Consider the following 22,630-nt stretch of genomic DNA (forward strand, 5'->3'; position numbering starts at 1 on the left):
GGGCAGCGTCGCGCCATCGTCTCTCCATGGCCGGCCTCATGCCGGAGCGGGGGCTGACTATACGACACGGAATCCACAGACAAGGCGCCGGGAATGATAAAAATATTTTCAATGGCGACGCCCATTTCGCGCGGATGCCTACGAAATTGATTCCGCTTGCTAATCTTCCGAATAACTAATTCACAGGAATACATTCCTCAATCTCGGTCGCCTTGACACCCGTTTCTGAAAATGGAACATACGCAGAACATCAGCTTTTGTACGGCATGAGGCCGTCGGATTAAACGCTACCCGGAAGGATTCTAGCGAACGATGTCGGCTGTGCGGGCGATAGCGATCTCTGAACTGCGTGAACGCATAGCCGCCATGGAGGGCGGCCTGGCGAAGCAGAAGGTATGCCTGCCATTTGGAGTGCCGGACATCGATGCTCATCTGCCCGGAGGCGGGCTCGCTTATGGTGCGCTGCACGAGTTCGCAGGCGGTGGATCGGGCACGGTCGATGGAGCGGCTGCAGCCCTCTTCGCAGCTGGGGTCGCCGCGCGGACGAGAGGGCCGGTGGTCTGGTGCCTGACGAGGCCAGACCTGTTCTTTCCAGCACTCGCTCAGGTCGGTCTGCATCCGAGCCGAGTTGTCTTCGTGGAAGCGGGCAAGGAAGAGGAGGTGCTCGCATCAATGGAAGAGGCGCTGTCATATGGGGGTCTCGGTGTCGTCGTCGGAGAGCTCGTCCGCCTGCCGATGGTCGCCTCCCGTCGTCTGCAACTCGCTGCTGAGCGAACGGGGACGATGGCTATCGTGGTGAGACGCTGGCGTCGGCAGACGGAGGCGTCGGATTTCGGCCAGCCGACCGCGGCCACGACGCGTTGGAGGGTCAGCGTCCTTCCGTCCGAGACGCTGCCCGTTCCGGGCGTCGGCCGGGCGCGGTGGTTTCTCGAGCTAATGAGAGTAAAGGCGGGGGAATGTGCTGAGTTTTGCGTAGGAGCATGTGATGGGCAGGGTCGTATCGATATATCTTCCGGATCTGCCAACGGATCGAATACGGCGCGACGATCCGTCAATTCCTGACGACCAGCCCATCGCCGTCGTCGCCCGGAGCGGTTCGAAGCGCTGGGTAGCGGCCTCTGACGCCGCCGCGAAGGCGGTGGGCGTGAAGGTCGGGATGCCGGCCGCCAAAGCACAGGCTCTCTTTCGCGACCTCATGCTCGTCGATGCTGACCCTGCAGCGGATGCCCGAGCGCTGGAGCTCATCGCACTGTGGGCGCTCCGGCACTATTCGCCGATCGTCGCGGTGGACGGTACGGACGGCCTCGTCCTCGACACAGAAGGTGCTGATCACCTGCAGGGCGGGGAACTTCGGATGGTGACCACCATGTTCAATTCTTTCCACGGCAAGAAGCTCAAAGCCCGCATCGCTATAGCCGATAGCTGGGGTGCGGCCCACGCGTGCGCCCGAGCGATCAAGCGCGAGACCGTCATCGTTCCACCGACCGAGACATTCCGGGCTGTCGAGAAGCTGCCGATCTCGTTGCTGCGGTTGCCGGAAAAAGTCGTCGCTGACCTCCGAGTTCTTGGTTTCCAAACCATCGGAGAGCTGTCGAACACTCCGCGCGCGCCGCTCGCCCTGCGCTTCGGGCCCGAAGTCGGGCGTCGCATCGACCAGACCCGTGGCACCATGGCAGAACCGATCGATCCCATCCGAACCGCCGAGATGGTCGAAGTCTCCCGCAATTTCCAGGAACCGATCGGCTCGGCTGAGACAATCAACAAATACGTAGGCCGCCTGGTGGTCCAGCTCGTCGCCGAACTCGAGACGCGGGGACTGGGCGTCCGACGCACCGATCTCTTCGTCGAGAAGGTCGACAATACCCGCCAGGTTATCCGCGCCGGAACCGCCAAGCCCGCCCGCGACATCGCGTGGCTGACCAAGCTCTTCCGCGACCGCACCGAGAAGATCGAGCCGGGTTTCGGCATCGAAAAGCTGACCCTCGTCGCTGCGGCCGCCGAGCCGCTCGAAGAAGAGCAGCGCGCGTCCTTGCTCATAGAAGAAAAAATAAAGGACATCACTCCGTTGATCGACATCTTCGGCAACCGTGGCCAGCGCGTGTACCGTCTCGCTCCTGTCGCGTCCGACGTTCCGGAGCGCAGCGTCCATCGCATCTCCGCCGTCGCCGACGTCGCTGAGGAAAGCTGGGTCGGGCACTGGCGTCGTCCCGTCCGGCTGCTCGCGCGCCCGGATCAGATCGAGGCCATCGCGCTACTGCCCGACCACCCGCCGCGCGCCATTGTCTGGCGTGGCAATCGCCACAAGGTCGTCCGAGCCGACGGGCCGGAACGCATCTTCGGCGAATGGTGGCGCAGGCCCGCGGAGCTGGAGGCCGTGAGGGATTATTTCACGATCGAGAACGACCACGGCGAGCGCTTCTGGATCTACAGGGCCGGCGACGGCGTCGATCCGGAGACCGGAAGCCATCGCTGGTTCATGCACGGGATATTTGCATGAGGTACGCCGAACTCCAGACCACGACCCATTTCTCTTTCCTGCGCGGCGCGTCTTCGGCGGACGAACTGTTCGCGACCGCCAAGGAGCTCGGGATCGAAGCGCTGGGCGTCGTCGACCGCAACTCGCTCGCCGGGATCGTCCGGGCGCTCGAGGCGTCGCGCGCGACCGGCCTTCGCCTCGTCGTCGGATGCCGGCTCGATCTTCAGGACGGCATGTCGATCCTCGTCTATCCCACGGACAAGGCGGCATACTCCCGCCTGACGCGTCTGATAACACTCGGCAAGCGCAGGGGCGGGAAGAACAACTGCATCTTGCACTTCGACGATCTTCCACTCTACGCCGAGGGACTCATCGGCATCCTCATTCCGGACCTGCCCGACGATGCTTGCGCCGTCCAGCTCCGGCGGATGAAGGACGTGTTCGCAGACCGGGCTTACGTCTCGCTCTGTCTCCGGCGTCGGCCAAACGACCAGATGCGGCTCCACGAGCTGTCGAACATGGCGTCTCGTTACAAGGTGAAGACGGTCGTCACCAACGATGTCCTGTTCCATGAGCCCGGCAGGCGTCAGCTTCAGGACATCGTCACCTGCATCCGCGAGGGCACGACGATCGACGATGTCGGGTTCGAGCGCGAGCGGTTCGCCGACCGTTACCTCAAGCCTCCGCAGGAGATGGAACGGCTGTTCCCACGCTGTCCGGAGGCGCTCGCCCGCACGATGGAGATCGTCGATCGCTGCAGGTTCTCGCTCGAGGAGCTGACCTACGAATACCCAGAAGAAGCAATCGTCGACGGCATGAGCCCCCAACAATCGCTCGAGCACTACGTTCGGGAATGCATCCCCGACCGATATCCGGAGGGACTGCCGCAGAAGGTGCTCCGATCCGTCCGGCACGAGCTCGACCTTATCAAAGAGATGGACTACGCGCCCTACTTCTTGACGGTCTTCAGCATCGTCAAGTTCGCGCGCAGTCAGGGTATCCTCTGCCAGGGCCGTGGCTCCGCGGCGAATAGCGCTATCTGCTACATCCTCGGCATCACGAGCATCGACCCGGAGACGAACGACTTGTTGTTTGAGCGTTTTGTGTCGAAAGAGCGCAACGAACCGCCTGACATCGACGTGGATTTTGAACATGCCCGACGCGAGGAGGTTATCCAATGGATCTACCGAACCTATGGACGCGACCGGGCGGCGCTCGTCTGCACCGTCACAAGATACCGCGCAAAGGGCGCGATCCACGACGTCGGCAAGGCGATGGGACTGCCTGAGGACGTCACGAAGGCGCTGTCATCCGGACTATGGTCCTGGAGCGAGGAAATCACCGAGAAGAACGTCACCGACCTCAACCTCAACCCGGATGACTACCGTCTGGTGATGACGCTCCGGCTGGCCCGCGAACTCATGGGCGCGCCCCGGCATCTCGGGCAGCACGTCGGTGGCTTCGTTCTGACCCGCTCTCGCCTCGACGACCTCGTTCCGATCGAGCCGGCACGGATGGAAGACCGGCAGGTTATCGAGTGGGATAAGGACGACGTCGAAGCCCTGAAGATGATGAAGGTCGACGTTCTCGCGCTCGGCATGCTGACGTGCATGCAGAAGGCCTTCGATCTTATCCGCGAGCACAAGGGCGAGGATCTGGACCTTGCCAAGGTGAAGCAGGAGGACGCAGCGACATATGCCATGATCCGGAAGGCGGACACCTTGGGGACCTTCCAGGTCGAAAGCCGGGCGCAGATGTCGATGCTGCCACGCCTCAAGCCGCGCACCTTCTATGATTTGGTCGTCCAGGTCGCCATCGTTCGTCCGGGGCCGATACAGGGCGACATGGTGCATCCATACCTTCGACGCCGCGAGGGCAAGGAAAAGATCGAATACCCGACGCCGGAATTGGAGGCCGTTCTTGGTAAGACCCTCGGCGTGCCGCTTTTTCAAGAGTCCGCGATGAAGGTGGCGATGGTCTGCGCAGGATTTACGGGCGGCGAGGCCGATCAGCTCCGCAAGAGCATGGCGACCTTTAAATTCACGGGCGGGGTCTCGCGCTTCCAGACGAAGCTGGTCGAGGGCATGGTCAACAACGGCTACACAAGGAAGTTTGCCGAACGGACGTTCAAGCAGCTCGAGGGGTTCGGGTCCTACGGCTTCCCGGAATCCCACGCGGCGTCCTTCGCGCTAATCGCCTATGCGAGCTGCTACATCAAGTGCCACTTCCCGGACGCATTCTGCGCTGCTCTCGTCAACAGCCAGCCGATGGGTTTCTACGCGGTCGCACAGATCGTCGACTGCGCGAAGAGGCATGGTGTCGAGATCCGTCCGGTGTCGGTCGCCCACTCCCGCTGGGACTGCACGCTCGAGTCCGTTCCAGGCACGGATCGCCATGCCGTCCGTCTGGGAATGCGGCTCGTAAAAGGGCTGGCCACCCTCGACGCCGCGAAGATCGTCGCCGCCCGCTTGGAACGGGACTTCGAATCCGTCGACGATGTCTGGCGACGATCCGGAGTGCCGGCCGAGGCCCTGACACAGCTCGCGGAGGCCGACGCCTTCAGGCCCGCCTTCGGTCTTGAGCGTCGCGATGCGTTGTGGGCCATCAAGGCCCTCAGGGACGAGCCCCTGCCGTTGTTCGCGGCCGCTGCCGAACGCGAGCAGAAGGCCGTCGCCGAGCAGAACGAGCCAGAAGTCGAGCTTCGACAGATGACCGAAGGCCACAACGTGATCGAAGATTACCAGCATGCCGGGCTGACACTCCGACAGCACCCGGTCGCCTTCTTGCGAAGTGATCTGGAAGCGCGCCGTATCGTGACGTGCGGGGACGCGATGAACGGAAAGGACGGCCGCTTCATGATGATCGCTGGCCTCGTCCTCGTGCGCCAGAAGCCGGGTTCCGCGAAGGGGGTCATGTTCCTGACCGTTGAAGATGAGACCGGACCAGCGAATGTCGTTGTCTGGCCGACGCTGTTCGAGAAGCAGCGGCGGATCGTCCTCGGAGCGAGCATGATGGGGATCCATGGCAAGATCCAGAGGGAAGGCGAGGTCGTCCATCTCATCGCGCGGCAACTCTACGATCTGTCAGGCGACTTGGCTGCGCTGGGCGACCGCGACCTCGACGTCAAGATACCAACCGGCAGGGGAGATGAGTTTGCCCACGGATCGCCTGGGAGCGGAGACCACCGTGATCGAGCTGCGGTAAAGACGAGAGATATCTTCATTCCGGACCTGCACATCGAAACCCTTAAAGTGAAGGCAAGGAATTTTCACTGACTTTGCCAAATCTCAAGACGGAACTACACATTGTCCGATCGCGTGGCAATCTAGCCGTGATCACGAGGAACCGACAGCCTACACGTGCGTTACCGCCTTCCAACAAGGGGGCATATGATGAACGCACAGCTTTTCCGAACACGTTTCATGAAAGAAATCGTCCTTCGCTGGCAGGCCCGTCAGCAGCGGCAGCATGAAGCTGCGCTTAAAGCTTTTCTTGAACAGGAGCGCCGGCTGGCCGAAGTGCTCGAGGCATCGAAAGCTTAAAAGAAAAAGCCCCGAGATAAATCGGGGCTTTTCGGTTTTGAGACCGTTAGTTCCTGTGCTTCTCGAACTGCTTTCTCGCTTTAGCAGCTGCGGTCTCAAACGCGGCACGGGCTTCGTCAACCGTCTTATGACCCGCAAGCGCGCCACGGCAAGCACTACGCGCCTTCACATAATGCAGGTCCTGCTCTGCAGGCCAGCTATCAGTGAGATAGGCTAGTGCCTCAAACGGACCGGAAACTTCAGTTTTACCAGTTGAAGCGAATTTTACTTCGACCGGCGTACTCCAACGTGCGTCGGGACCAGACATGCTCTTTCCTTCCGTACCATCAGCGGCACACCAACGCTTTCCAATAACCTAGGTTCCGGTCATTGAGGCAATATTAGAAATCTCTAATTGTGCATAGCCGAGATAGTGTTTTTAGTGGTCACGTTAGGGGTGGGCGCGGAGTTTGTTCCGCTGGAAGGAATAGAATCCATCAAACCAAACGTCCATGCGCTCTGTCGTCTGATCGAACATATAGGGATTTGCGATGGCCTGAATGCCATCTCTGGCTGCCGTGTAGCCTTCATCAAAATATTGCCTGGCAATGGTTCGAAGACCCTTTGGCCCTGGACTGTGCTGATCACGGCCATCCGGAATGACTGACATTATCAAATCTCCTTGCGACGCCACGGCATCTAGCGCGAGCAAACAGATAGAGAACCCTTTGACTGGATAATTTTCCAGATCTGCGCCTGGGCCAAAAGGGCCTTTATGCGAAGATACCTATGGTCGAATATACCCGCTGAAATGTGCAAGATATCACGGGATGCTCGTGATCATCCGGCTATCGTAGGAAACCATCGCTGTCGAACTCCTCCCAGCCACGGAGTTGTTGGGCGCGCTCGTCGATGGCGCGGTCATCCTTCTTTATAGCCTTCGGATTCTTCCTGAGCGAGCGCTCCACCTTCCTTTGATACGTGGCCTTCTCACGCTTAGCCGCTTTGGCTTCAGCATCTTCAACCCGCCATTCGTCGACAACGCCTCTGTCAAGAAGGTCCTCCACTACCTTTGGATCGAAGACATGAAAGGTGATCTGCCGGGCACGACCGTTCAGTCGGACTGTCCTCGTTCCTGCGCTCGGAAGTCGTCCGTCCGCAAGCCAGCGGTGACGCTCGCTCGGCTTAATGACGAGGATGTCCTGGATTTCGCGCGGTATCACCGGAAGTGTCTCGGCTTCGTTCATCACCCCTGAGACTACACCTGCAGCAGCATTGAACGCGGTCTTCTCGCTGGCCCTCATCGCGAGAGTGAGCTCGTTGCCATCGAGGCTGATCGACTTTTTGGAAGCCGCCGGGAGGCGAGCCTGGATCTCGTGGAGGATACCTTTCGCGCGGACCGACGATCCCAAGGTCATCGCGGTCGACAAGGTCCACGTCCTGAACAGTTCGATGTCGCACTTTTTGTCTGTCTTCGGCATGCTCTTTAAATGGTGTGACATCCCTCATGCGTCAACGAGCGAAAGGCGAGCGGCGTGGTCGCCAGCGCGCACTAAGCTCTGGAACCAAATCTGTCCGAGCGTGTTACTTACTCGCATTCCAGCGAGGATGCGGAAATTGGAGGAACACCATGAAAAAACTAGCTTTTGTCGCCGCCGCCGCTCTCCTCTCGGCATCCGCCGCTTTTGCGCAGAGCGAGACCCCGAAGACATCGCAGACCACGCCAGCCATCTCCACTTCGGGTGAGCAGAACCCCGGTGCGCCCGTCGCAGGCAAGAACAGCTTCACCGAAGCTCAGGCGAAGTCGCGCATCGAAGGGGCGGGCTACACCGACGTGTCCGGCCTGAAGCTTGATGACCAGGGCGTCTGGCGCGCGACCGGCACCAAGGACGGCAAGGCTGGAAACGTCTCTCTGGATTTCCAGGGCAACGTGACGATGGCCAAGTAATCCACACCAACGATAAGAAGAGGAAACAACCATGCAGACCGTAACAGGACTCTACGATTCCTACGAAGACGCTCGCTCGACCGTCAAGGCACTGGAAGATGCCGGCGTTCCCTCGGATGACATCAGCATCGTCTATTACAAGGACGGCAAGGAAGAGGTAGAAGGCCAGGGCAACAACGCGGCCGAAGGCGCTGGCACTGGTGCCGGCATCGGTGCCGTCGCCGGTGGCGCGGGCGGCCTTCTCACTGGCCTCGGCATGATGGCGATCCCAGGCGTCGGCCCGGTCGTCGCGGCCGGCTGGCTTGCAGCGACGGCGGCAGGTGCAGTGGCAGGCGCGGTCGTGGGTGGTGCCGCAGGCGGCATCGTCGGTGCGATGATCGAGTCCGGCGTGCCGGAAAAGGACGCTCATGTCTATGCCGAGGGCATCCGTCGCGGCGGTGCCGTTGTTGCCGCGAAGGTTGAGAGCGACAAGATCGCGACTGCGCAGACCATTCTCGATCGGTCGCGCCGTGTTGATCTTAACACCCGCCGTGAGGCTTACGCTACTGAAGGTTGGGCGCGCTTCGACGAAGCGGCGGACCCGTACACAGCCGATCAGATCGCTGCGGACCGTGGCCGTTATCGAACCGATCCGCGCATCTGATGCCGTTGCATCATGAGTGAACTGAACAGCGCCGCTTCGTCATGGAGCGGCGCTTTTACATTAAAGGGGCGAACTCGAGACCTTACCGTGGAGCAGGTCTTTCATTCGCTGCGGCTCATGGGTCTCTCGCCGCCTGCAGGAAGACCGAACATTCCCCTGACCCAGTTTAGGAATGCACCGTAAGGGCGCCCAAGCACCAGCATCATCACCGTCGCTCCGACTATGCCGGACAGAAGCCCGATACCACTTGCACCATTCACCGCGATGATGGCGGCGTAGATCGGCACCTGAAAGGTTACGAGCGCGACGCTGTCCCAAAGCGTGCGCGATAGTCGGCTGTCCGAGGCTCGACGCATCACCCAGTCGCGCCAGATTCCATAGGGGCGGGCGACCGGCACCATAAGGACCGCGCCAAGGATACGGGCATGGAGAACCTGGTCCCACTGCATCCCGGCCACGAACCGTTCGTTCAGAGCGCCTGTGGCCGTGAAGAACAACAGCAGCGCAACGGTATCGGCAAGGAACTCAAGCCGTCTATCGGTAGCTCGTGATAAATCGGTCATGGCTTGCCCGCCCCGTTCCGGGCTCGGATTGCGGGCGGCTCGTGGTTCAGTATCCGGAGGGTGCGGATCTGACCTGCGAGTGCAAGCAGGGCCTTGGACACGGTTTCGTCGGGCACCTCGATGATGTTGCGGGCGATGTCGACGACGACGCTTTCCAAAGCCTCGTCGAAAGGAGCGATCTTGCCGGTCTTCACGAGGAGACCGCGCATCGCTTCGGACACCGTGATCCCACGCTCGAGTAGATGTTGCCGCTCCTGCGCTGGCACCTGCTGTAGTCGGTTCGCCGCCCGGACAAAATCAGCAACTAGGTCGGTCGTCACCGTCACAGTGGGTTGACCTCTGGCGCGGGTTTCCCGGTGAACCTCGACGAGTTCACATCCCTCGACACCCGATGGAATTCGAGCCGACCATCTAAATTCTCTTTCTCCAAGAGTTCCTTCGCCCGAGCGCCGGAGGTCTTTGGATTAAGCCACTCCGCGAAGACGGCAGGGTCGAGGATCGCAGGTTGCCTATTGTGAATCTTCGCCATCGGCTCTGCAGCCGGCATGGTAACGATCGTACAGCTCGTGACATCCAGCTTGGAATTGTGCGCCCATAGCCCCGCGAAGGCGAACGGTGCTTGATCCGGCTGGGTTGTAAGCCATGGGTCCTTCTTGCCGTCATCCTCGCTGACCGTCCATTCATAGAATCCATCAGCGGGGATCAGGCATCTCCGGGATTTGAAAGCATCTCGGAAGGCGGGGGAGGTGCCAATTGTCTCGATCCTTGCATTGAACATGGCCGCCTTCGGCATCTCCGTCGCCCAATGCGGCACAAGCCACCAGCGCGCGGTCTGAGCGGTCTGCTGGCCGTTGTCGTCGTTATGAACGATGAGGACATCCTGTGTCGGCGAAATGTTGAAGCGTGCCTGAGTATTGCGACCACGCTCGTGGTCCCATGGGAGATCGAACATGTCCTTGAAGGCCTGCCATTCATGTTGGAGCACGAACCTTCCGCACATGTGGTCACTTCCTTTCCATGGATGCGAGATCGATCGCCACCTGACGGTTGGCAATCATTCCGAGCATGATGTTGTCGGCCAGCTCGACCAGCGCGGCGGCGACCTCCTCCGCCTGCCATCCCGCTTTGATCGCGGCTAGGGCGACGTCGGATACGCCATCGGACATCGCTTCCTGGCACCGCAGGAATCGGTCGGGGTCAAAGGTGTTCGGCGGTGGTTGGATCGACTTCATTCTAAAGAGAATGGGTTCGCGCAGGCCGCCGTCAAGGCGCCGCTTCATCGGATTTCGATGCAGTGGCCGATCCTTGTAAGCACCACAACCACCAGCGCTCCAAAAAACTAATGCCGCATGCCCCTCAAGGCCTAATGAGCCTGATCAAGAATGTAAATTCGGACAGGCTGCGATGTTGGTCCGAACCAATCACTGCAACGGACCAGTACTGCCTGTCCCGACCGAAGATGTCGGAAACTTGGACTACCTCGGCATCGTCTTCTATGAAGCGTCGCGCCCAATAGTAAGATCCCGCGCGGAGATCATCATGGTCAATCGCAATCTCGTCTGTCACGCGGGCACCTTGGCCTTTTGAACCTGATTGTCGGAGACTTCGCATGTGGCGATTTTCCCGCCCCCCGGTCAAGGCACCGCGTCCGCGGGTGGAACCTTTCCACTCTTTCTGCTGGAAAGAACCTCCGCGAGCGATACAGGCCGCAGTCCTTGAGCGTCAACGCCGACGTCGAACTGTCGCGGAACCGGTTTGAGCCGTCCATGGGAATGACCGTGAAGGTCGATCGATCCTTTGCCCATCTGGTTCCAGGTGCGAAACGCATAGTGGCACAGGATGAGATGATGATCGTGGGCGCGGAGCTCCGCGTAGTGCTGGACGCTGGTCCAGCCTTGCGAACCCGTCGTCGTCTCGGGATCGTTGTTGCCGACGATCAAATGCTTGAGACCGTTCAGTGATGCCAGCAGCTCCGCACAGTCGCCTGTCTTCGCAGACATGAAGTCGCCAAGATGCCAGACTTCGTCATCTTTGCCAACGACTCTGTTCCAGTTGCCGATGAGCTCCGCGTCGTGCTCCGCCATGTTCGAAAATGGCCGCCGGTCAATTCGAAGCACGCGGGGGTCGCCGAAATGCGTATCGCCTGTGAAGAAGAGCATGGTACTAGCCGAAGTAGCGGGCGGCAGCGTATCCACACGCGCTGGCCACGCTCGTCAGGACGGTGCCCCAGATCAGATCGGCGATGGTCATCGGGACTGGCCAATTCTTGAGCGTCGACAGGTTCGTCATGTCGTAGGTGCCGTAGGCAGCCAGGCCCAGAACCGCCGCGTACCCGACTGCAGTCCAGATCGACCCGACCTCGAGACCGGGACGAACCGCAAGCACGACGATGGCGACGGCGAAGAATAGATAGAAGACCGCGGCGACGCCGAAGTTGGGGGAGGGAAGCATCATGTCGCCGAGCTGACGCTGATAGAAGCTCCGGGCGACGAGACCAAGCCAGATGGCGTCGATCAGAAGAAAGGAAATCAACGTCCCAACATATGCAATGCCCATCGTCTTCATTCGGCTACTCTCCTTGTGTGGCGTTGAGCAGAAACCGCGCACCGGCGCGCGTGGTTCCGCGGCGAACCTGAACATCTTATTGACGGCCTTCGGAACTTCGCACGGTCGGATGCCTTTAAGGAGTCATGGAAATTCAGAGCACTGAAATCGACCGGCTGAAGCAAGATCTCGCACTCGACGAGGCGCTGATCCATGCGCTGTATCTTCGTCTGAAGTCGGAGATCGAAACACGCGAAGCGATCGTGGATGCCGCAGCACATGGGGCAGGCGTGGAGGTTCTCGAAGCGATCGCCGTCGATCCGGTCCCGATCATCGACGAACTCGGCGCTGAGAAGACAGTGGCAGGTCTGATCGACGCCTTCAAACGCGCTCGGACCGGGCGGCGAAGCGACATCCTCGATATCGGCCACTGAGGCCATCGATGACGACGAGGCTCTCCACCTATCATAGCAAGCGCGACTTCCAAAAGACGACGGAGCCGTACGGGACCGTGGAGGTCCGCCCCTCGAAGCGCTTGCGGTTCGTCATCCAGAAGCACGACGCGACCCGGCTGCACTATGACCTCAGGCTGGAACTCGACGGCGTCTTCAAGTCCTGGGCCGTCACCCGCGGTCCTTCTCTGGATCCGGCGGACAAGCGCCTCGCAGTCGAGGTCGAGGACCATCCACTCGACTACGGCGACTTCGAAGGCACGATCCCCAAGGGAGAGTATGGCGGCGGGACGGTCATGCTTTGGGACCGCGGCTACTGGGAGCCGGATGGCGATATTTCCCCGGAGCAAGCCTTGAAGAAGGGCGACCTGAAGTTCGTCCTCGACGGTGACCGCCTAAAGGGCAGCTTCGTACTCGTCCGGATGAAGAAGGACCGCGACGGGGGCAAGCGTACGAACTGGCTCCTCATCAAGCATCATGACGATACCGCGGTGAATGGAAACGGTGATGTCATCCTTGAGCGGAAGAAAACGTCGGTCGCGTCTGGTCGGGCCATGTCAGCCATCGCTTCGGGCAGAGGTCGGAAACCGAAACCGTTCATGCTGACGGCCCCTGCCGTTCCAGCCGACGCCGTCTGGGACAGCAGCGAGGGACTGGCAGCGGAGGAGCGCAAGAAAACTGAGAAGGGTGCCGCGCCCCGATGCTCGCGGAAGGGCGAAGGCGCGATGCCGCCGTTCATCCCGCCGCAGCTCTGCAGGTCGGAGGACCGGCCGCCGTCGGGCAAGGGATGGCTGCACGAGATCAAGTTCGACGGGTACAGGGTTCAGATGCGCATCGAGGGCGGCACCGTCCACCTGCTGACCCGCAAGGGGCTGGACTGGACGAAGCGCTTCAAGCAGATCGCCGCCGATGCCAGCGACCTAGCCGATGCCATCATCGACGGCGAGGTCTGCGCACTCGACGAGAACGGCGCGCCGGACTTCGCCAGCCTTCAGGCGGCCTTGTCGGAGGGCAAGACGGAAAGCCTGGTCTTCTTCGCCTTCGATCTCCTGTTCGAGGGAGGCGACGACCTTCGCGACCAGCCGCTGAAGGCGCGGAAATTCAGGCTGGAGACACTGTTGAAAAACGCAGATGCAGGAGAGCGTCTCAGGTTCGTCGATCATTTCGAGACCGGTGGCGACGCCGTTCTTCGTTCCGCCTGTCGCCTCTCGCTGGAGGGCATCGTCTCGAAGAAGGTCGACGCGCCCTATCGGTCGGGTCGGAGCGATAGCTGGGTAAAGTCGAAATGCCGGGCCGGTCATGAAGTTGTCATCGGCGGATATGCCACCAATGGCGATACGTTCAGGTCGCTTCTGGCAGGCGTCTACCGCGACGATCACTTCGTCTATGTCGGCCGTGTCGGCACAGGTTTCGGTGCGGGCAGGGCGGCAATGCTGACGGAGAAGCTGCAGCCGCTGCTCACCACCCGGTCGCCCTTCACAGGGATAGGCGCACCGAAGAAGACCGCCGAGATCCACTGGGTCAAACCGGAACTCGTCGCCGAAATTCAGTTCGCCGGCTGGACCGCCGACGAACAGGTTCGCCAAGGCGCCTTCAAAGGTCTGCGGGAAGACAAGCCCGCACATGAAGTGACGACGGAGCGGCCCTCATCTCCTGATCACGAAACGCCGGAACCGGACGCCGCGCCTGATGCGACATCCAGGCAGAGATCACCTCCGAAGCAATCCCGGAAGAACGCCAAGGCCGAGGTCATGGGCGTCCTAATTTCCCATCCGGACAAGGCCCTGTGGAGCGACACCGATCCGCCTGTCACCAAGCAAGACCTCGCTCTCTATTTCGAGGCGGTCGGTCCGTGGCTGATCGAACATGTCCGCGGAAGACCGTGTTCCGTCGTCCGAGCGCCCGATGGTGTCGGCCATCAGCAGTTCTTCCAGCGGCATGCGATGCCCGGAACTTCCAACCTGCTCGAGCTCGTGAAAGTCTCCGGAGATCGCAAGCCGTACCTGCAGATCGACCGCGTCGAAGGACTGGCCGATCTCGCGCAGGCGGGTGCGCTCGAACTGCATCCGTGGAATTGCATTCCCGACAAGCCTGAAGTTCCAGGGAGACTGGTCTTCGATCTCGATCCGGGACCCGGCGTCGAATTCGACACGGTCGTTGAAGCCGCCCGCGAGCTTCGTGACAGGCTCGACAAGCTCGGGCTGGTTGGCTTCTGCAAGACGACAGGTGGCAAGGGCCTGCATGTCGTCGTACCGCTCAAGGCAGCCAGAGGAAAGTCGCCCGGATGGGACGAGGCGAAGGAATTTGCTCGCCGTCTCTGCGAACAGATGGCGCAGGAGAAGCCGGACCTTTATCTGATCAAGATGGCGAAGAAGCTGCGCAACGGCCGCATCTTCCTCGACTATCTGCGCAACGACAGGATGGCGACCGCGGTCGCGCCGCTGTCCCCGCGCGCCAGACCCGGCGCATCGGTTTCGATGCCCCTGACCTGGTCACAGGTGAAGGTCGGCCTCGATCCAATGAAGTTCACGGTGCGGAGCGTGCCGTCATTGCTGAAGAAGAGCGAAGCATGGGCGGACTATGACAGCTCCGCGAGGTCGCTCGCCGCCGCGATCAGAACGCTACGCTAAGCCTCAGCTTGCCTTCTTCTTTTTCTCATCGCGCTCGATCGACTTGCGCAGGACATCCATGATGTTCACGACGTTCGAGGCCGCGGCGGGCTCGCTCTTCTTCGATTTCGTCTTCTTCACGGGCTTGAGGGACTTCTTCTTCTCGTCGATGAGCGCGAGCAGCGCATCCTGGATCGGATCGCTGACCATCTTCGGCGACCATGCCTTCGTCTTCTGCTTGATGAGCTTCCGAACCAGGGGCAGGGCGTCGTCATCCGCCTCTTCGCCGATGTCCTCGAAGTAGTCGCCCTCGGGCCGTACCTCGTCACCGAACCGCAGGGTCCAGAGCAAGATCCCGTTGTCCCGTGGCTCGAGGACGACCGCACGTTCTCGACGGCCGACGACCAGCTTGGAAATTCCGACGACCTTGGAAGCCTTCATGGCTTCCCGGATGACCGAGAACGCTTCGTCGCCGACCTTATCGCCGGGCGTCAGGTAGTGCGGCTTCTCAAGATAGATCCATGGAATGCTGTCTGCCGGCACGAACCGTGAGATGTCGATCGTCTTGACCGTGTCCAGCGCGACGGCATCGATCTCGTCGTCGGTCAACACCACGTAGTCGTCCTCGCCGCGGGCGTAGCCCTTGCCCTGCTTTGAATCCGGCACCGGCTTGCCCGTGACGGAATCCACATACTGGGCCATCACCCGGTTGCCGGTCTCCTTGTTCATGGTGTGGAAACGGACCTTCTCGGATTCTGAAGTCGCCGGCATCATCTCGACCGGACATGTGACGAGCGAGAGCTTCAGGTAGCCTTTCCAGTATGGACGGAGTGCCATCGTCATTACTCCTCACCCGGCCTTGCGCTGCGGAGCGGCCTTGGAAGCGGCGGACTTCCGGGCCGCCCCGCGCGCAGCGCCCTGCCGGCCCGTGCCCTTGTTGGCGTTGGCCGCAGTGCGTTTCGGTTTCTCGTCGGATTTCTTCGCGAGCCCTGCGCTCTCACGGAGAGCGGCCAACAGGTCGTTCGGTTTCGAGACCTCTACCTTCTTCCTCTTCGGCAGCGGCTTGCCTTCAATCTTCGCCTTGACCAGCGCGGCGAGCGCCTCTTCGTAACGGTCGTCGAAGCTCGCCGGATCGAACTCGCCGATCTTGGTCGAGATGATGTGCTTGGCGAGGTCCAGCATCTCGCCTTCGATCTTGATCTTCGGCACGCTCTCGAAAGCCTTCTTCGACGAGCGGACCTCGTAGTCGTATTGCAGGGTGGATGCGATCAGTCCCTTGCCATGCGGCCGGATGAGCACCGTCCGCATCCGGCGGAACAGCACCGTCCGGGCGATGGCTGCGACCTTGTCCGCCTTCATGCCGTCACGCAGCAGGGCGAAGGCGTCGCCGGAGGTCTTGTCCGGGGTGAGATAGTAGGGCTTGTCGAAGTAGACGTCGTCGACCGTACCGCATGGTATGAAGGCTTCGATCTCAAGCGTCTTGTTGCTCTCGGGGATTGTCGCAGCGATCTCCTCCGGATCGATCAGGACGTAGCGACCGTTCTCAAGCTCGAAGCCCTTCACCTGGTGATCCTTCTCGACAGGCTCCTCGCTCTCGCTGTCGACGAAGACGCGGTTCACGCGGTTTCCGGTCGTGGTGTTGATGGTGTTGAAAGTGATCCGGTCCGATGTCGATGCCGCCGTGTAGAGCGCGACGCCGCAGCTCACTTCACCGACCTTCAGGAAGCCTTTCCACTGCGCTCGATGCCCTGCCATACGCTTCTACTCCGAATCTCCTGGATGGCGACTCAAAGGTGCGAGCGAGTGATTCGTTCCGAGTCGAAACGAATCAAAATTCAATGGCTTAGGAATCCGCGCTCAGAGATTGATTCAGGAGTTCAGCGCCGTGTCGATAAGACAGACTGCTTGCAGAGCGGCGCCTGGGTTCCCATCTCCAGTATACCCCCGTGACGAGAGCACCCATGCCCGACGATCAGTTGTCGAACCTGTTGATCGATATCATTCCGCCCGAGCGCGAAGACGACGGCATGGATTCGAGGACCTGCCTCTGCTGCGAGCGCCGCCGCCCCGCATCCTGCATGGACGACGACGGATGCGGCATCTGCGAAGAATGCCTATCTCCGTGACCGCAACGCGAGAGCAAACTGACAAATTTCGAACAAGCTCTGGGTGAGCTATGTCGCGAATGCCCGGTATGCGACAAGGGCTACTTGTCGTTCATCGAAGGCAGGAGCGTCTCGACCTGGCTTCGCTGATCTTCAGGAAGCGAGGCGATGTGCTCCTTCCAGAACCGTGACGCCTCGACTGGCTCGTCTTCCCATTTCCGGGTGCTGACGATGTTGTCGTCCAGCTTCGAGAGGCGTTTCCCACCAAGCGCGAGATAGCGCTCGGCAAGCTGATGCGCATTTGTCTCGATGTTTGACATTGTCAATTCCTTTCATTAATTGCCCGGCAGTCCTAGCGGGCGTGCCGGGCCGAAGGTTAACGAGGTTGCGGGATCAAAGTTTCGTGGGCACCGCGGCTGCTGGGTCGTCCTTCTTTGCGAGCAGGTCGCGGATCTCCGTCAGAAGCCGGACATCGGCCGTAGGCGGGGCGGGCGGTGTCGCACCAGTCTTCTCGTGGTGCTCGACCTGATGCCGAACGAAGTTTACACCCTTCACCATCAGGAAGATGATCCAGGCGAGGATCAGGAAGTTGATGAGCACGGTGATGAAGTTGCCGTAGGCGAACACTGCTCCCTGTGCGCGGGCCGCCGCCAGCGTCGGGGCATTCACAGCGGACGAAAGGGGGATAAAATAGTTCGAGAAGTCGAAGCCGCCGAAAAGCGCGCCGACGACCGGCATGATGACATCGTCTGTCAGGGACTTCACGATGCCGCCAAACGCCCCGCCGATGATAACGCCGACTGCGAGGTCCATGACGTTGCCGCGTGCGATGAACGACTTAAACTCGTTGATAATGCTCATTTTCAGCCTTGTATTCTTGGGAGGAGCAGGCTGAACGTGGAAACTCCGAGCGTTGTTCCGACAAAAAGACGCTTGATCGCCACCGATGCGATCAGTGCCGTCGGTCGTGGCCGTACCATCTGTAGGTTCCGTCATCGCGGAAGCCCGGCAGAACCGACACTCCGAAGCGACGGTTAGCAACCTCATCTGCGTGCTCAAACATCGCGCTCAGACGGATGTGATCTATTTCCATCAATGCCAGGAGCCGCTCAAGGTGACGAGAGGACATGGCACCGAACAGACCGTCCCCGCCGCCATCAATTGCTGGCTTCAACGAAATCCTCGATCCGACATCGTCCTGAAACTGGGCGAGCACCTTCCCGGCAGCAACGAGCCGGCGGCGAACGTTAAGTCGCGGCTCGGTAACGATAGATAGGCGGAATCCGTTTTCGATACGGGTCTTACTGTTCGGCAGCAGGCCGGTGTCTAGGATATCGCTTCCTGGAGCCTGATCCCGGATCGTCGTGAGGAAGGCATCGACCAAACCGCCGGCTGCCTCTAGGAGATCGGCATCTGACATGAACTCGTTTTCGCGATACAGACGCGCCTTGGATGTGTGCATTGTGGTTCCTTCCCCCCGGATAACGCCCGGTTTCCAGGAAAGTTGCTCACCGACAGCGACGCACGATGGGTCAAAACCTTTCCAACGATGCCGCGTCCCCATCTGATGCTCACCAACACGTCGTCGATGACCGCCTGCAGCGATCATGTCGCGCATTCGTGGTCGTCCGGGATAAAGAGGGCGCTCCCGGCGACGGGTCGAGCGCCCTTCGTGCTTCAGTGGGCTTCGATCTCAATCGGCGCGGTGACGATCGTCCGCAAACCCGGACGGTTGTCTTGCTCGTCGATGGTACCCTTCAGCCTGTCGATGATGGCTGCCAGCATGCGCTTGCCGAACCCTGATCCGCCGCCGCCGGACTTCTTGCCGACGCCGCTGTCGGAAACGATCAACCGGAACTTGTCACGATGCTGTTCGAGAACGATGGAAAGTGGTCCCGGACGGCCCTTGTAGGCGTACTTTTGCGCATTGATGACCAGCTCGGTCAGCACGAGGCCGACATTGACGGCGCGGTCAGTAGAGATCAGTACCGGCGCGAGCTCAAGGTTGAGATGACGGCCCCATGCCTCGTCCATCGATAACTGCATCTCGTGAAGCAGGTCCTCGAGATAGCGGGCGAGGTCGACGATTTCGACGCTGTCGTCCCGATAGAGACGGCGATGCACGAGGGCTACCGCGCTGAGGCGCTTGTCGGCCTCTTCAAGCTGCAGCCGCACCGCATCGTCGCCCGACGCCTTGCCCTGCAGACGCAGAAAGGCGGCAACGAGCTGAAGGCTGTTCTGGACGCGATGATTGACCTCCTTCAGGAGGAAATCCTTCTGCCTGATCAGGCTTTCGTTCTCGGCGACGGTTGTCGTCAGTTCCTTGTTCAGCTCCCGAAGCCGCAGCTCGTTGCGGCGGTCGAGCATCAGCTTCACGACCCGGCCGGCCGCATCGATCTCGCCGTTCGACCAGACCTGCGCCTTGTGGCGGACCTCTTCCGTCCAGGCCTCGAAGGAGGCCCGCGGGGTCAGCACCGCACCCGGTTCCGCCGGAACGCCCTTGTGCGGGTTTCCGGCCCATTCAAGCACCTGCAAATGCTCCGCGCGGAACCACATCAGGATGGTCGGCACCTCGGTCGACATGGTGACGGCGAGAAGGCCGCTCGCACGGTCGGCATAGGCTTTCGCAGCCGGCAGCTTGGTAGCGAGGCTCGCAGTGGCGAGCGGCTGCATGGCGGCCGGCTTCCGGACGAAGTCGGCGACCTCGCGGATGTCGATGTTGTCCGGGCACTTTCCAAAGGTGTAGAGGTCGCCACCCTGGACGGCCGCGAAGCCGTCGGCATTCAGAAGTTTGGCGAGTTCGCGCCCCGAGCGCTCGAAGAAGTCGCCGAGCGTCCCGTCGTTGCCGAGCTTGGAAAGGACCGTCTCCTCCTGCGACCGGAGGCGAAGGCGCTCGCGATAGAGTTCGGCCTCTTCCTTCGCCCGGATCTGGCGGGCGAGCGATCCGGCGATGGCCCGGCAGGCGATCCGGATGTTGAGCGGGATTTCCTTCGGCTCATGATGATGGCAAGCCACCAGTCCCCAGAGGACGCCGTCCTTGACGATGGAGACCGACGCCGAGGCGGCGACGCCCATGTTCTTCAGGTACTGGATGTGGACCGGCGAGACGCTGCGCAGCGTGGAATCGCTGAGGTCAAGTTCTCGGAGGTCTTCCGATACCGAGCGGATCGGCTGCGGCACGTATCCCACGTCCGGGATGACGCGGACCTTGTTGCGGATGTAGAGCGCGCGGGCCTGCTTCGGAATGTCCGAGGCTGGGAAGTGATGGTTCATGAAGCTCGTGGACGCATCGTCGAGGCTCTCGCCGACGACCACGCCCGCGTCGCCATCGATGAACTGGTAGATCATGACGCGGCCGTAGCCCGTCAGCTCCCGGAACGTCCTTGCGGCCTGCCTGCAGAGGGCGTCGACCGTCGCCGACCGTTCGAACACGCTGACCGCGGCATCGAGACCGAACAGGAAGGGCGCGCTTAAGGTGGGTTCGGCTTCCCCGGCATCCATCTCGACGACGAGCTTGTCGCCGGACCGATAGGCGAAGGCGTTCATCGCTCCTGCGGGACCGTCTACTCGCCCAAGGATGACAGGGCCGCTGTCGTCGGCCTCGGCAGCCTTGCTGGCGCATTCGGCACCGATCAGATCAGCGAGAGGTCGATCTGCCCAGCCTTTCGACAGCCTGCCTTCCACGTCGCCTGCAGCCCCGACAACGGTCAGGCTGCGGTCGGCAACCAGCATGATGCCGTGCGGCTGGATGGAGCCCGGAATGTGAATGGGTTCGAGATCGCACGACGTAACGTCGGCGTCGCGGGGAACGGCTTCGTTCAGCATGGTCGTCTTCCTGCCTGTGATCAGGCGTTCGACCGCGTACGGAAGGCGTGTACCGGCACTTCACCGGAACTTTGCAAGAACGTCGTATCAGGTCCGGACTGATAAGTCGCGTAAAATCAGTGGAGTAACGGATTCGTGGCAATTGTCGAATTGTTAACCACGCCCTAGTTGTCCGCTCGGAACCAAAACGCCGCCGGGTCATTTGGGTTTCTCTACAGAATTACAGGATCAGGAATGTCGGGGCAGGACGAACAGCAGCATCAGACAGACGCAAGAAACGCAGGCGACCGCCTCGTCGCAGGACATGTGAGCGAGGACCCGTTCGCGGCCGCGTTCAAGGCAACGCGCATGCCGATGATCGTCACCGATCCGCACCAGCACGACAATCCCATCATCTTCTGCAATGCGGCCTTCCTGAAGCTTTCCGGCTACTCCGACGAGGACGTGATCGGTCGGAACTGCCGGTTCCTGCAGGGTCCCGACACAGACACCGAAACCGTGGCGAAGATCCGCGATGCGATCGCCGCGGGGGAGGACGTCGCCGTCGACATCCTCAACTACAAGAAAGACGGCAGCCCCTTCTGGAATGCCGTCTTCATCAGCCCCGTCCGCGACGAGGCCGGCAAGATCGTCTACTTCTTCGCCTCCCAGCTCGACTTCACCAATGTGAAGAGCCGCGAGGCTGATCTGGCGGCTGCTCGCCACAAGGCCGAAGCGGAGGTCGCCAAGCACACGGCGGAACTCCGCAAGGGGTTGGCAGCCCGCTCGCTGCTCGTCCATGAGGTCGACCATCGCGTGAAAAACAACCTTCTGACGATGGCCTCCATCGTGAAGATGCAGGCGCGCGTGACGAAGGACGAAGCCCAAAAGCAGACGCTGATGTCCGTCCTTAACAGGATCGAAGCCCTGAGCACCGTCCAGCGGAAACTCTTCACATTGGACGACGTTTCCAAGTTCGACATGTCGGACTTCACGCGCGAACTCGTCACCGATCTCGTTGGCGCGACCGGCCGCAAGGACATCCGGCTGACACTCGAACTGTCGCCCGTCTTCGTGCCGGCCGTGAAGGCGACACCGCTCTCCCTGATCGTCAACGAGATCGTGGGAGATGCCGTCCGCCGTGGCCTCAGCGACGGCGGCGGGGACATCCATGTCGAGGTCCGCCGCACGAACGGCCACTTCCACATCAGGGTCGAAGATACCTCCGAACAGATCGAGGTCGATCGTGAAGCGGCGGAGTTCGGCCGGATGCTGCTCGACGCCTCGGCGAAGCAGCTCGACGCCACGATCGAGCGACGGACGGAACACGGAAAGACGACGGTGGAGGTCAATCTCCTCGTCGATGGAAATCAGGAGCAGGCGCATTGAAGGTGATGATTGTCGAAGACGAGATGCTTCTCGCGATGGAGCTGGAGAGCGAAGTCGAGATGGCTGGCCATCAGGTGACCGGGCTTGCCATGAACAGCGAGCAGGCGCGCAGGGAGATGGAAACGGGGCGCCCAGACTTCGCGTTCGTCGATATCCATCTGCAGGACGGACCGACCGGCATCGATGTCGGCCGAAATCTCGCCAAGATGGGCATTCCTTACGTGTTCGTTAGCGGCAATATCAAGAAGATCCCGGCTGATTTCGCGGGCGCGCTGGGTGCCATCGAGAAGCCCTACACCATGAATGGCATGAAAAACGCCCTGACATATATCTCGTCCATCGTCGCAGGCGACGAATCCGCCGAACCGCCAGCCAGTCTTGTGCTGGCGGACGATGTGATGGCGGGTAAGAAGTATGCCTGAACCCACCGGTCTCTTGGTGGTGATGTAAGGGTTTCTACCGGATTGAATTCGGCGCCCATTTCTCCATATATGCCGCATTCCCTCCGACCTTGGCGAAGCGACCCGTCTCGACGACGATCGTTGCCGTCAATGGCTTGGGATGATACCGCCCCTA

25 protein-coding genes are annotated in these 22,630 nt (G+C 60.8%); 10 read left to right on the top strand and 15 right to left on the bottom strand.

All coding sequences use genetic code 11. The features are described from left to right. Positions 1–312 precede the first annotated feature (312 nt). Genes NCHU2750_RS29530 through NCHU2750_RS29540 form a run of 3 tightly spaced genes read left to right on the top strand, consistent with a single transcriptional unit; the run spans position 313 to position 5,751 of the window. Entirely contained in the window at positions 313–1,062 is a 750-nt protein-coding gene (locus tag NCHU2750_RS29530) for an ImuA family protein (protein ID WP_119945174.1), read from the top strand. Further along, positions 986–2,497, top strand: coding sequence for a Y-family DNA polymerase (locus NCHU2750_RS29535; RefSeq protein WP_119945175.1), 1,512 nt, complete (start codon positions 986–988; stop codon positions 2,495–2,497). The genes NCHU2750_RS29530 and NCHU2750_RS29535 overlap by 77 nt, the downstream gene beginning before the upstream one ends. Then, positions 2,494–5,751, top strand: a complete 3,258-nt coding sequence (locus NCHU2750_RS29540) for an error-prone DNA polymerase (protein WP_119945176.1) — start codon at positions 2,494–2,496, stop codon at positions 5,749–5,751. Before NCHU2750_RS29535 ends, NCHU2750_RS29540 begins: the two co-directional genes overlap by 4 nt. 313 nt (positions 5,752–6,064) lie before the next feature. On the opposite strand, the gene NCHU2750_RS29545 is transcribed toward NCHU2750_RS29540, so the two are convergent. The 3 genes from NCHU2750_RS29545 to NCHU2750_RS29555 form a co-directional block, all read right to left on the bottom strand. After that, positions 6,065–6,325 carry a DUF982 domain-containing protein gene (locus tag NCHU2750_RS29545; protein ID WP_119945177.1) on the bottom strand — a complete coding sequence of 87 codons (261 nt, stop codon included), beginning with the start codon at positions 6,323–6,325 and terminating at the stop codon, positions 6,065–6,067. Positions 6,326–6,448: 123 nt separating this feature from the next. Then, a complete protein-coding gene (locus NCHU2750_RS29550) occupies positions 6,449–6,667 on the bottom strand; it encodes a hypothetical protein (protein WP_162939855.1) in 219 nt (72 codons plus the stop codon). Between the two features lie 178 nt (positions 6,668–6,845). Beyond that, entirely contained in the window at positions 6,846–7,478 is a 633-nt protein-coding gene (locus NCHU2750_RS29555; RefSeq protein WP_119945179.1) for a hypothetical protein, read from the bottom strand. Positions 7,479–7,627: 149 nt separating this feature from the next. On the opposite strand from NCHU2750_RS29555, the gene NCHU2750_RS29560 reads away from it, so the two are divergent. After that, positions 7,628–7,945: a PepSY domain-containing protein gene (locus NCHU2750_RS29560; protein WP_119945180.1), complete on the top strand. Its 318-nt coding sequence runs from the start codon at positions 7,628–7,630 to the stop codon at positions 7,943–7,945. 31 nt (positions 7,946–7,976) lie between these two features. Then, positions 7,977–8,588: a general stress protein gene (locus NCHU2750_RS29565; RefSeq protein ID WP_119945181.1), complete on the top strand. Its 612-nt coding sequence runs from the start codon at positions 7,977–7,979 to the stop codon at positions 8,586–8,588. A 101-nt stretch (positions 8,589–8,689) separates the two neighbouring features. Here the strand turns inward: NCHU2750_RS29565 and alaE are convergent, their stop codons facing one another. The 6 genes from alaE to NCHU2750_RS29600 all read right to left on the bottom strand — a co-directional run bounded on the left by alaE (position 8,690) and on the right by NCHU2750_RS29600 (position 11,716). Further along, positions 8,690–9,151: an L-alanine exporter AlaE gene (gene alaE / locus NCHU2750_RS29570; protein WP_119945182.1), complete on the bottom strand. Its 462-nt coding sequence runs from the start codon at positions 9,149–9,151 to the stop codon at positions 8,690–8,692. Continuing rightward, positions 9,148–9,477 (bottom strand): hypothetical protein, encoded by a 330-nt coding sequence (locus NCHU2750_RS29575; RefSeq protein WP_119945183.1) that lies wholly within the window; start codon positions 9,475–9,477, stop codon positions 9,148–9,150. Before NCHU2750_RS29575 ends, alaE begins: the two co-directional genes overlap by 4 nt. Next, complete coding sequence (locus tag NCHU2750_RS29580) at positions 9,474–10,151, bottom strand: SOS response-associated peptidase (protein ID WP_119945184.1); 678 nt, start codon at positions 10,149–10,151, stop codon at positions 9,474–9,476. The genes NCHU2750_RS29575 and NCHU2750_RS29580 overlap by 4 nt, the downstream gene beginning before the upstream one ends. 4 nt (positions 10,152–10,155) lie before the next feature. After that, positions 10,156–10,431 (bottom strand): hypothetical protein, encoded by a 276-nt coding sequence (locus tag NCHU2750_RS29585; protein ID WP_119945185.1) that lies wholly within the window; start codon positions 10,429–10,431, stop codon positions 10,156–10,158. A gap of 354 nt (positions 10,432–10,785) precedes the next feature. Continuing rightward, the gene (locus NCHU2750_RS29595) at positions 10,786–11,310 is read right to left on the bottom strand and encodes a hydrolase (protein ID WP_119945186.1); all 525 of its coding nucleotides are present in this window, start codon (positions 11,308–11,310) and stop codon (positions 10,786–10,788) included. Between the two features lie 4 nt (positions 11,311–11,314). Next, on the bottom strand, positions 11,315–11,716 hold the full coding sequence (locus tag NCHU2750_RS29600; RefSeq protein ID WP_119945187.1) for a DUF2177 family protein: 402 nt from the start codon (positions 11,714–11,716) through the stop codon (positions 11,315–11,317). Between the two features lie 125 nt (positions 11,717–11,841). Here NCHU2750_RS29600 and NCHU2750_RS29605 point away from each other — a divergent pair, with 125 nt between their 5' ends. Next, positions 11,842–12,129, top strand: coding sequence for a hypothetical protein (locus NCHU2750_RS29605; RefSeq protein WP_119945188.1), 288 nt, complete (start codon positions 11,842–11,844; stop codon positions 12,127–12,129). An 8-nt stretch (positions 12,130–12,137) separates the two neighbouring features. Beyond that, the gene (gene ligD / locus NCHU2750_RS29610; RefSeq protein WP_119945189.1) at positions 12,138–14,777 is read left to right on the top strand and encodes a DNA ligase D; all 2,640 of its coding nucleotides are present in this window, start codon (positions 12,138–12,140) and stop codon (positions 14,775–14,777) included. Positions 14,778–14,780: 3 nt separating this feature from the next. Here ligD and ku (NCHU2750_RS29615) read toward each other — a convergent pair whose 3' ends face one another. Beyond that, a complete protein-coding gene (gene ku / locus NCHU2750_RS29615) occupies positions 14,781–15,593 on the bottom strand; it encodes a non-homologous end joining protein Ku (RefSeq protein ID WP_119945302.1) in 813 nt (270 codons plus the stop codon). Between the two features lie 12 nt (positions 15,594–15,605). Continuing rightward, positions 15,606–16,511: a non-homologous end joining protein Ku gene (gene ku, locus NCHU2750_RS29620; protein ID WP_119945190.1), complete on the bottom strand. Its 906-nt coding sequence runs from the start codon at positions 16,509–16,511 to the stop codon at positions 15,606–15,608. 206 nt (positions 16,512–16,717) lie between these two features. Here ku (NCHU2750_RS29620) and NCHU2750_RS30770 point away from each other — a divergent pair, with 206 nt between their 5' ends. Beyond that, positions 16,718–16,882, top strand: a complete 165-nt coding sequence (locus tag NCHU2750_RS30770; RefSeq protein ID WP_162939856.1) for a hypothetical protein — start codon at positions 16,718–16,720, stop codon at positions 16,880–16,882. Positions 16,883–16,962: 80 nt separating this feature from the next. Here the strand turns inward: NCHU2750_RS30770 and NCHU2750_RS29625 are convergent, their stop codons facing one another. The 4 genes from NCHU2750_RS29625 to NCHU2750_RS29640 all read right to left on the bottom strand — a co-directional run bounded on the left by NCHU2750_RS29625 (position 16,963) and on the right by NCHU2750_RS29640 (position 20,686). Then, positions 16,963–17,181, bottom strand: coding sequence for a hypothetical protein (locus NCHU2750_RS29625; RefSeq protein ID WP_119945191.1), 219 nt, complete (start codon positions 17,179–17,181; stop codon positions 16,963–16,965). 73 nt (positions 17,182–17,254) lie between these two features. After that, complete coding sequence (gene mscL / locus NCHU2750_RS29630; RefSeq protein WP_119945303.1) at positions 17,255–17,716, bottom strand: large conductance mechanosensitive channel protein MscL; 462 nt, start codon at positions 17,714–17,716, stop codon at positions 17,255–17,257. A gap of 97 nt (positions 17,717–17,813) precedes the next feature. Continuing rightward, positions 17,814–18,479: a hypothetical protein gene (locus tag NCHU2750_RS29635; RefSeq protein WP_162939857.1), complete on the bottom strand. Its 666-nt coding sequence runs from the start codon at positions 18,477–18,479 to the stop codon at positions 17,814–17,816. A gap of 59 nt (positions 18,480–18,538) precedes the next feature. Further along, complete coding sequence (locus NCHU2750_RS29640; RefSeq protein WP_119945193.1) at positions 18,539–20,686, bottom strand: histidine kinase dimerization/phosphoacceptor domain -containing protein; 2,148 nt, start codon at positions 20,684–20,686, stop codon at positions 18,539–18,541. Positions 20,687–20,920: 234 nt separating this feature from the next. On the opposite strand from NCHU2750_RS29640, the gene NCHU2750_RS29645 reads away from it, so the two are divergent. Continuing rightward, the gene (locus NCHU2750_RS29645) at positions 20,921–22,054 is read left to right on the top strand and encodes a PAS domain-containing protein (RefSeq protein WP_119945194.1); all 1,134 of its coding nucleotides are present in this window, start codon (positions 20,921–20,923) and stop codon (positions 22,052–22,054) included. Continuing rightward, positions 22,051–22,476, top strand: coding sequence for a response regulator (locus tag NCHU2750_RS29650; protein ID WP_119945195.1), 426 nt, complete (start codon positions 22,051–22,053; stop codon positions 22,474–22,476). The genes NCHU2750_RS29645 and NCHU2750_RS29650 overlap by 4 nt, the downstream gene beginning before the upstream one ends. The last annotated feature ends 154 nt before the right edge of the window (positions 22,477–22,630 follow it).

Origin of the sequence: Neorhizobium sp. NCHU2750 (genome assembly GCF_003597675.1) — a bacterium.
In the GTDB taxonomy this organism is placed as follows: domain Bacteria; phylum Pseudomonadota; class Alphaproteobacteria; order Rhizobiales; family Rhizobiaceae; genus Neorhizobium.

What these genes read in the sequence shown, in the direction of transcription:
- NCHU2750_RS29530 (WP_119945174.1), top strand. Translation starts at nt 313, where the DNA reads ATGTCGGCTGTGCGGGCGATAGCGATCTCTGAACTGCGTGAACGCATA.
- NCHU2750_RS29535 (WP_119945175.1), top strand. Translation starts at nt 986, where the DNA reads ATGGGCAGGGTCGTATCGATATATCTTCCGGATCTGCCAACGGATCGA.
- NCHU2750_RS29540 (WP_119945176.1), top strand. Translation starts at nt 2,494, where the DNA reads ATGAGGTACGCCGAACTCCAGACCACGACCCATTTCTCTTTCCTGCGC.
- NCHU2750_RS29545 (WP_119945177.1), bottom strand. Translation starts at nt 6,325, where the DNA reads ATGTCTGGTCCCGACGCACGTTGGAGTACGCCGGTCGAAGTAAAATTC.
- NCHU2750_RS29550 (WP_162939855.1), bottom strand. Translation starts at nt 6,667, where the DNA reads ATGTCAGTCATTCCGGATGGCCGTGATCAGCACAGTCCAGGGCCAAAG.
- NCHU2750_RS29555 (WP_119945179.1), bottom strand. Translation starts at nt 7,478, where the DNA reads ATGCCGAAGACAGACAAAAAGTGCGACATCGAACTGTTCAGGACGTGG.
- NCHU2750_RS29560 (WP_119945180.1), top strand. Translation starts at nt 7,628, where the DNA reads ATGAAAAAACTAGCTTTTGTCGCCGCCGCCGCTCTCCTCTCGGCATCC.
- NCHU2750_RS29565 (WP_119945181.1), top strand. Translation starts at nt 7,977, where the DNA reads ATGCAGACCGTAACAGGACTCTACGATTCCTACGAAGACGCTCGCTCG.
- alaE (WP_119945182.1), bottom strand. Translation starts at nt 9,151, where the DNA reads ATGACCGATTTATCACGAGCTACCGATAGACGGCTTGAGTTCCTTGCC.
- NCHU2750_RS29580 (WP_119945184.1), bottom strand. Translation starts at nt 10,151, where the DNA reads ATGTGCGGAAGGTTCGTGCTCCAACATGAATGGCAGGCCTTCAAGGAC.
- NCHU2750_RS29585 (WP_119945185.1), bottom strand. Translation starts at nt 10,431, where the DNA reads ATGAAGCGGCGCCTTGACGGCGGCCTGCGCGAACCCATTCTCTTTAGA.
- NCHU2750_RS29595 (WP_119945186.1), bottom strand. Translation starts at nt 11,310, where the DNA reads ATGCTCTTCTTCACAGGCGATACGCATTTCGGCGACCCCCGCGTGCTT.
- NCHU2750_RS29600 (WP_119945187.1), bottom strand. Translation starts at nt 11,716, where the DNA reads ATGAAGACGATGGGCATTGCATATGTTGGGACGTTGATTTCCTTTCTT.
- NCHU2750_RS29605 (WP_119945188.1), top strand. Translation starts at nt 11,842, where the DNA reads ATGGAAATTCAGAGCACTGAAATCGACCGGCTGAAGCAAGATCTCGCA.
- ligD (WP_119945189.1), top strand. Translation starts at nt 12,138, where the DNA reads ATGACGACGAGGCTCTCCACCTATCATAGCAAGCGCGACTTCCAAAAG.
- ku (WP_119945302.1), bottom strand. Translation starts at nt 15,593, where the DNA reads ATGGCACTCCGTCCATACTGGAAAGGCTACCTGAAGCTCTCGCTCGTC.
- ku (WP_119945190.1), bottom strand. Translation starts at nt 16,511, where the DNA reads ATGGCAGGGCATCGAGCGCAGTGGAAAGGCTTCCTGAAGGTCGGTGAA.
- NCHU2750_RS30770 (WP_162939856.1), top strand. Translation starts at nt 16,718, where the DNA reads ATGCCCGACGATCAGTTGTCGAACCTGTTGATCGATATCATTCCGCCC.
- NCHU2750_RS29625 (WP_119945191.1), bottom strand. Translation starts at nt 17,181, where the DNA reads ATGTCAAACATCGAGACAAATGCGCATCAGCTTGCCGAGCGCTATCTC.
- NCHU2750_RS29635 (WP_162939857.1), bottom strand. Translation starts at nt 18,479, where the DNA reads ATGCGCGACATGATCGCTGCAGGCGGTCATCGACGACGTGTTGGTGAG.
- NCHU2750_RS29640 (WP_119945193.1), bottom strand. Translation starts at nt 20,686, where the DNA reads ATGCTGAACGAAGCCGTTCCCCGCGACGCCGACGTTACGTCGTGCGAT.
- NCHU2750_RS29645 (WP_119945194.1), top strand. Translation starts at nt 20,921, where the DNA reads ATGTCGGGGCAGGACGAACAGCAGCATCAGACAGACGCAAGAAACGCA.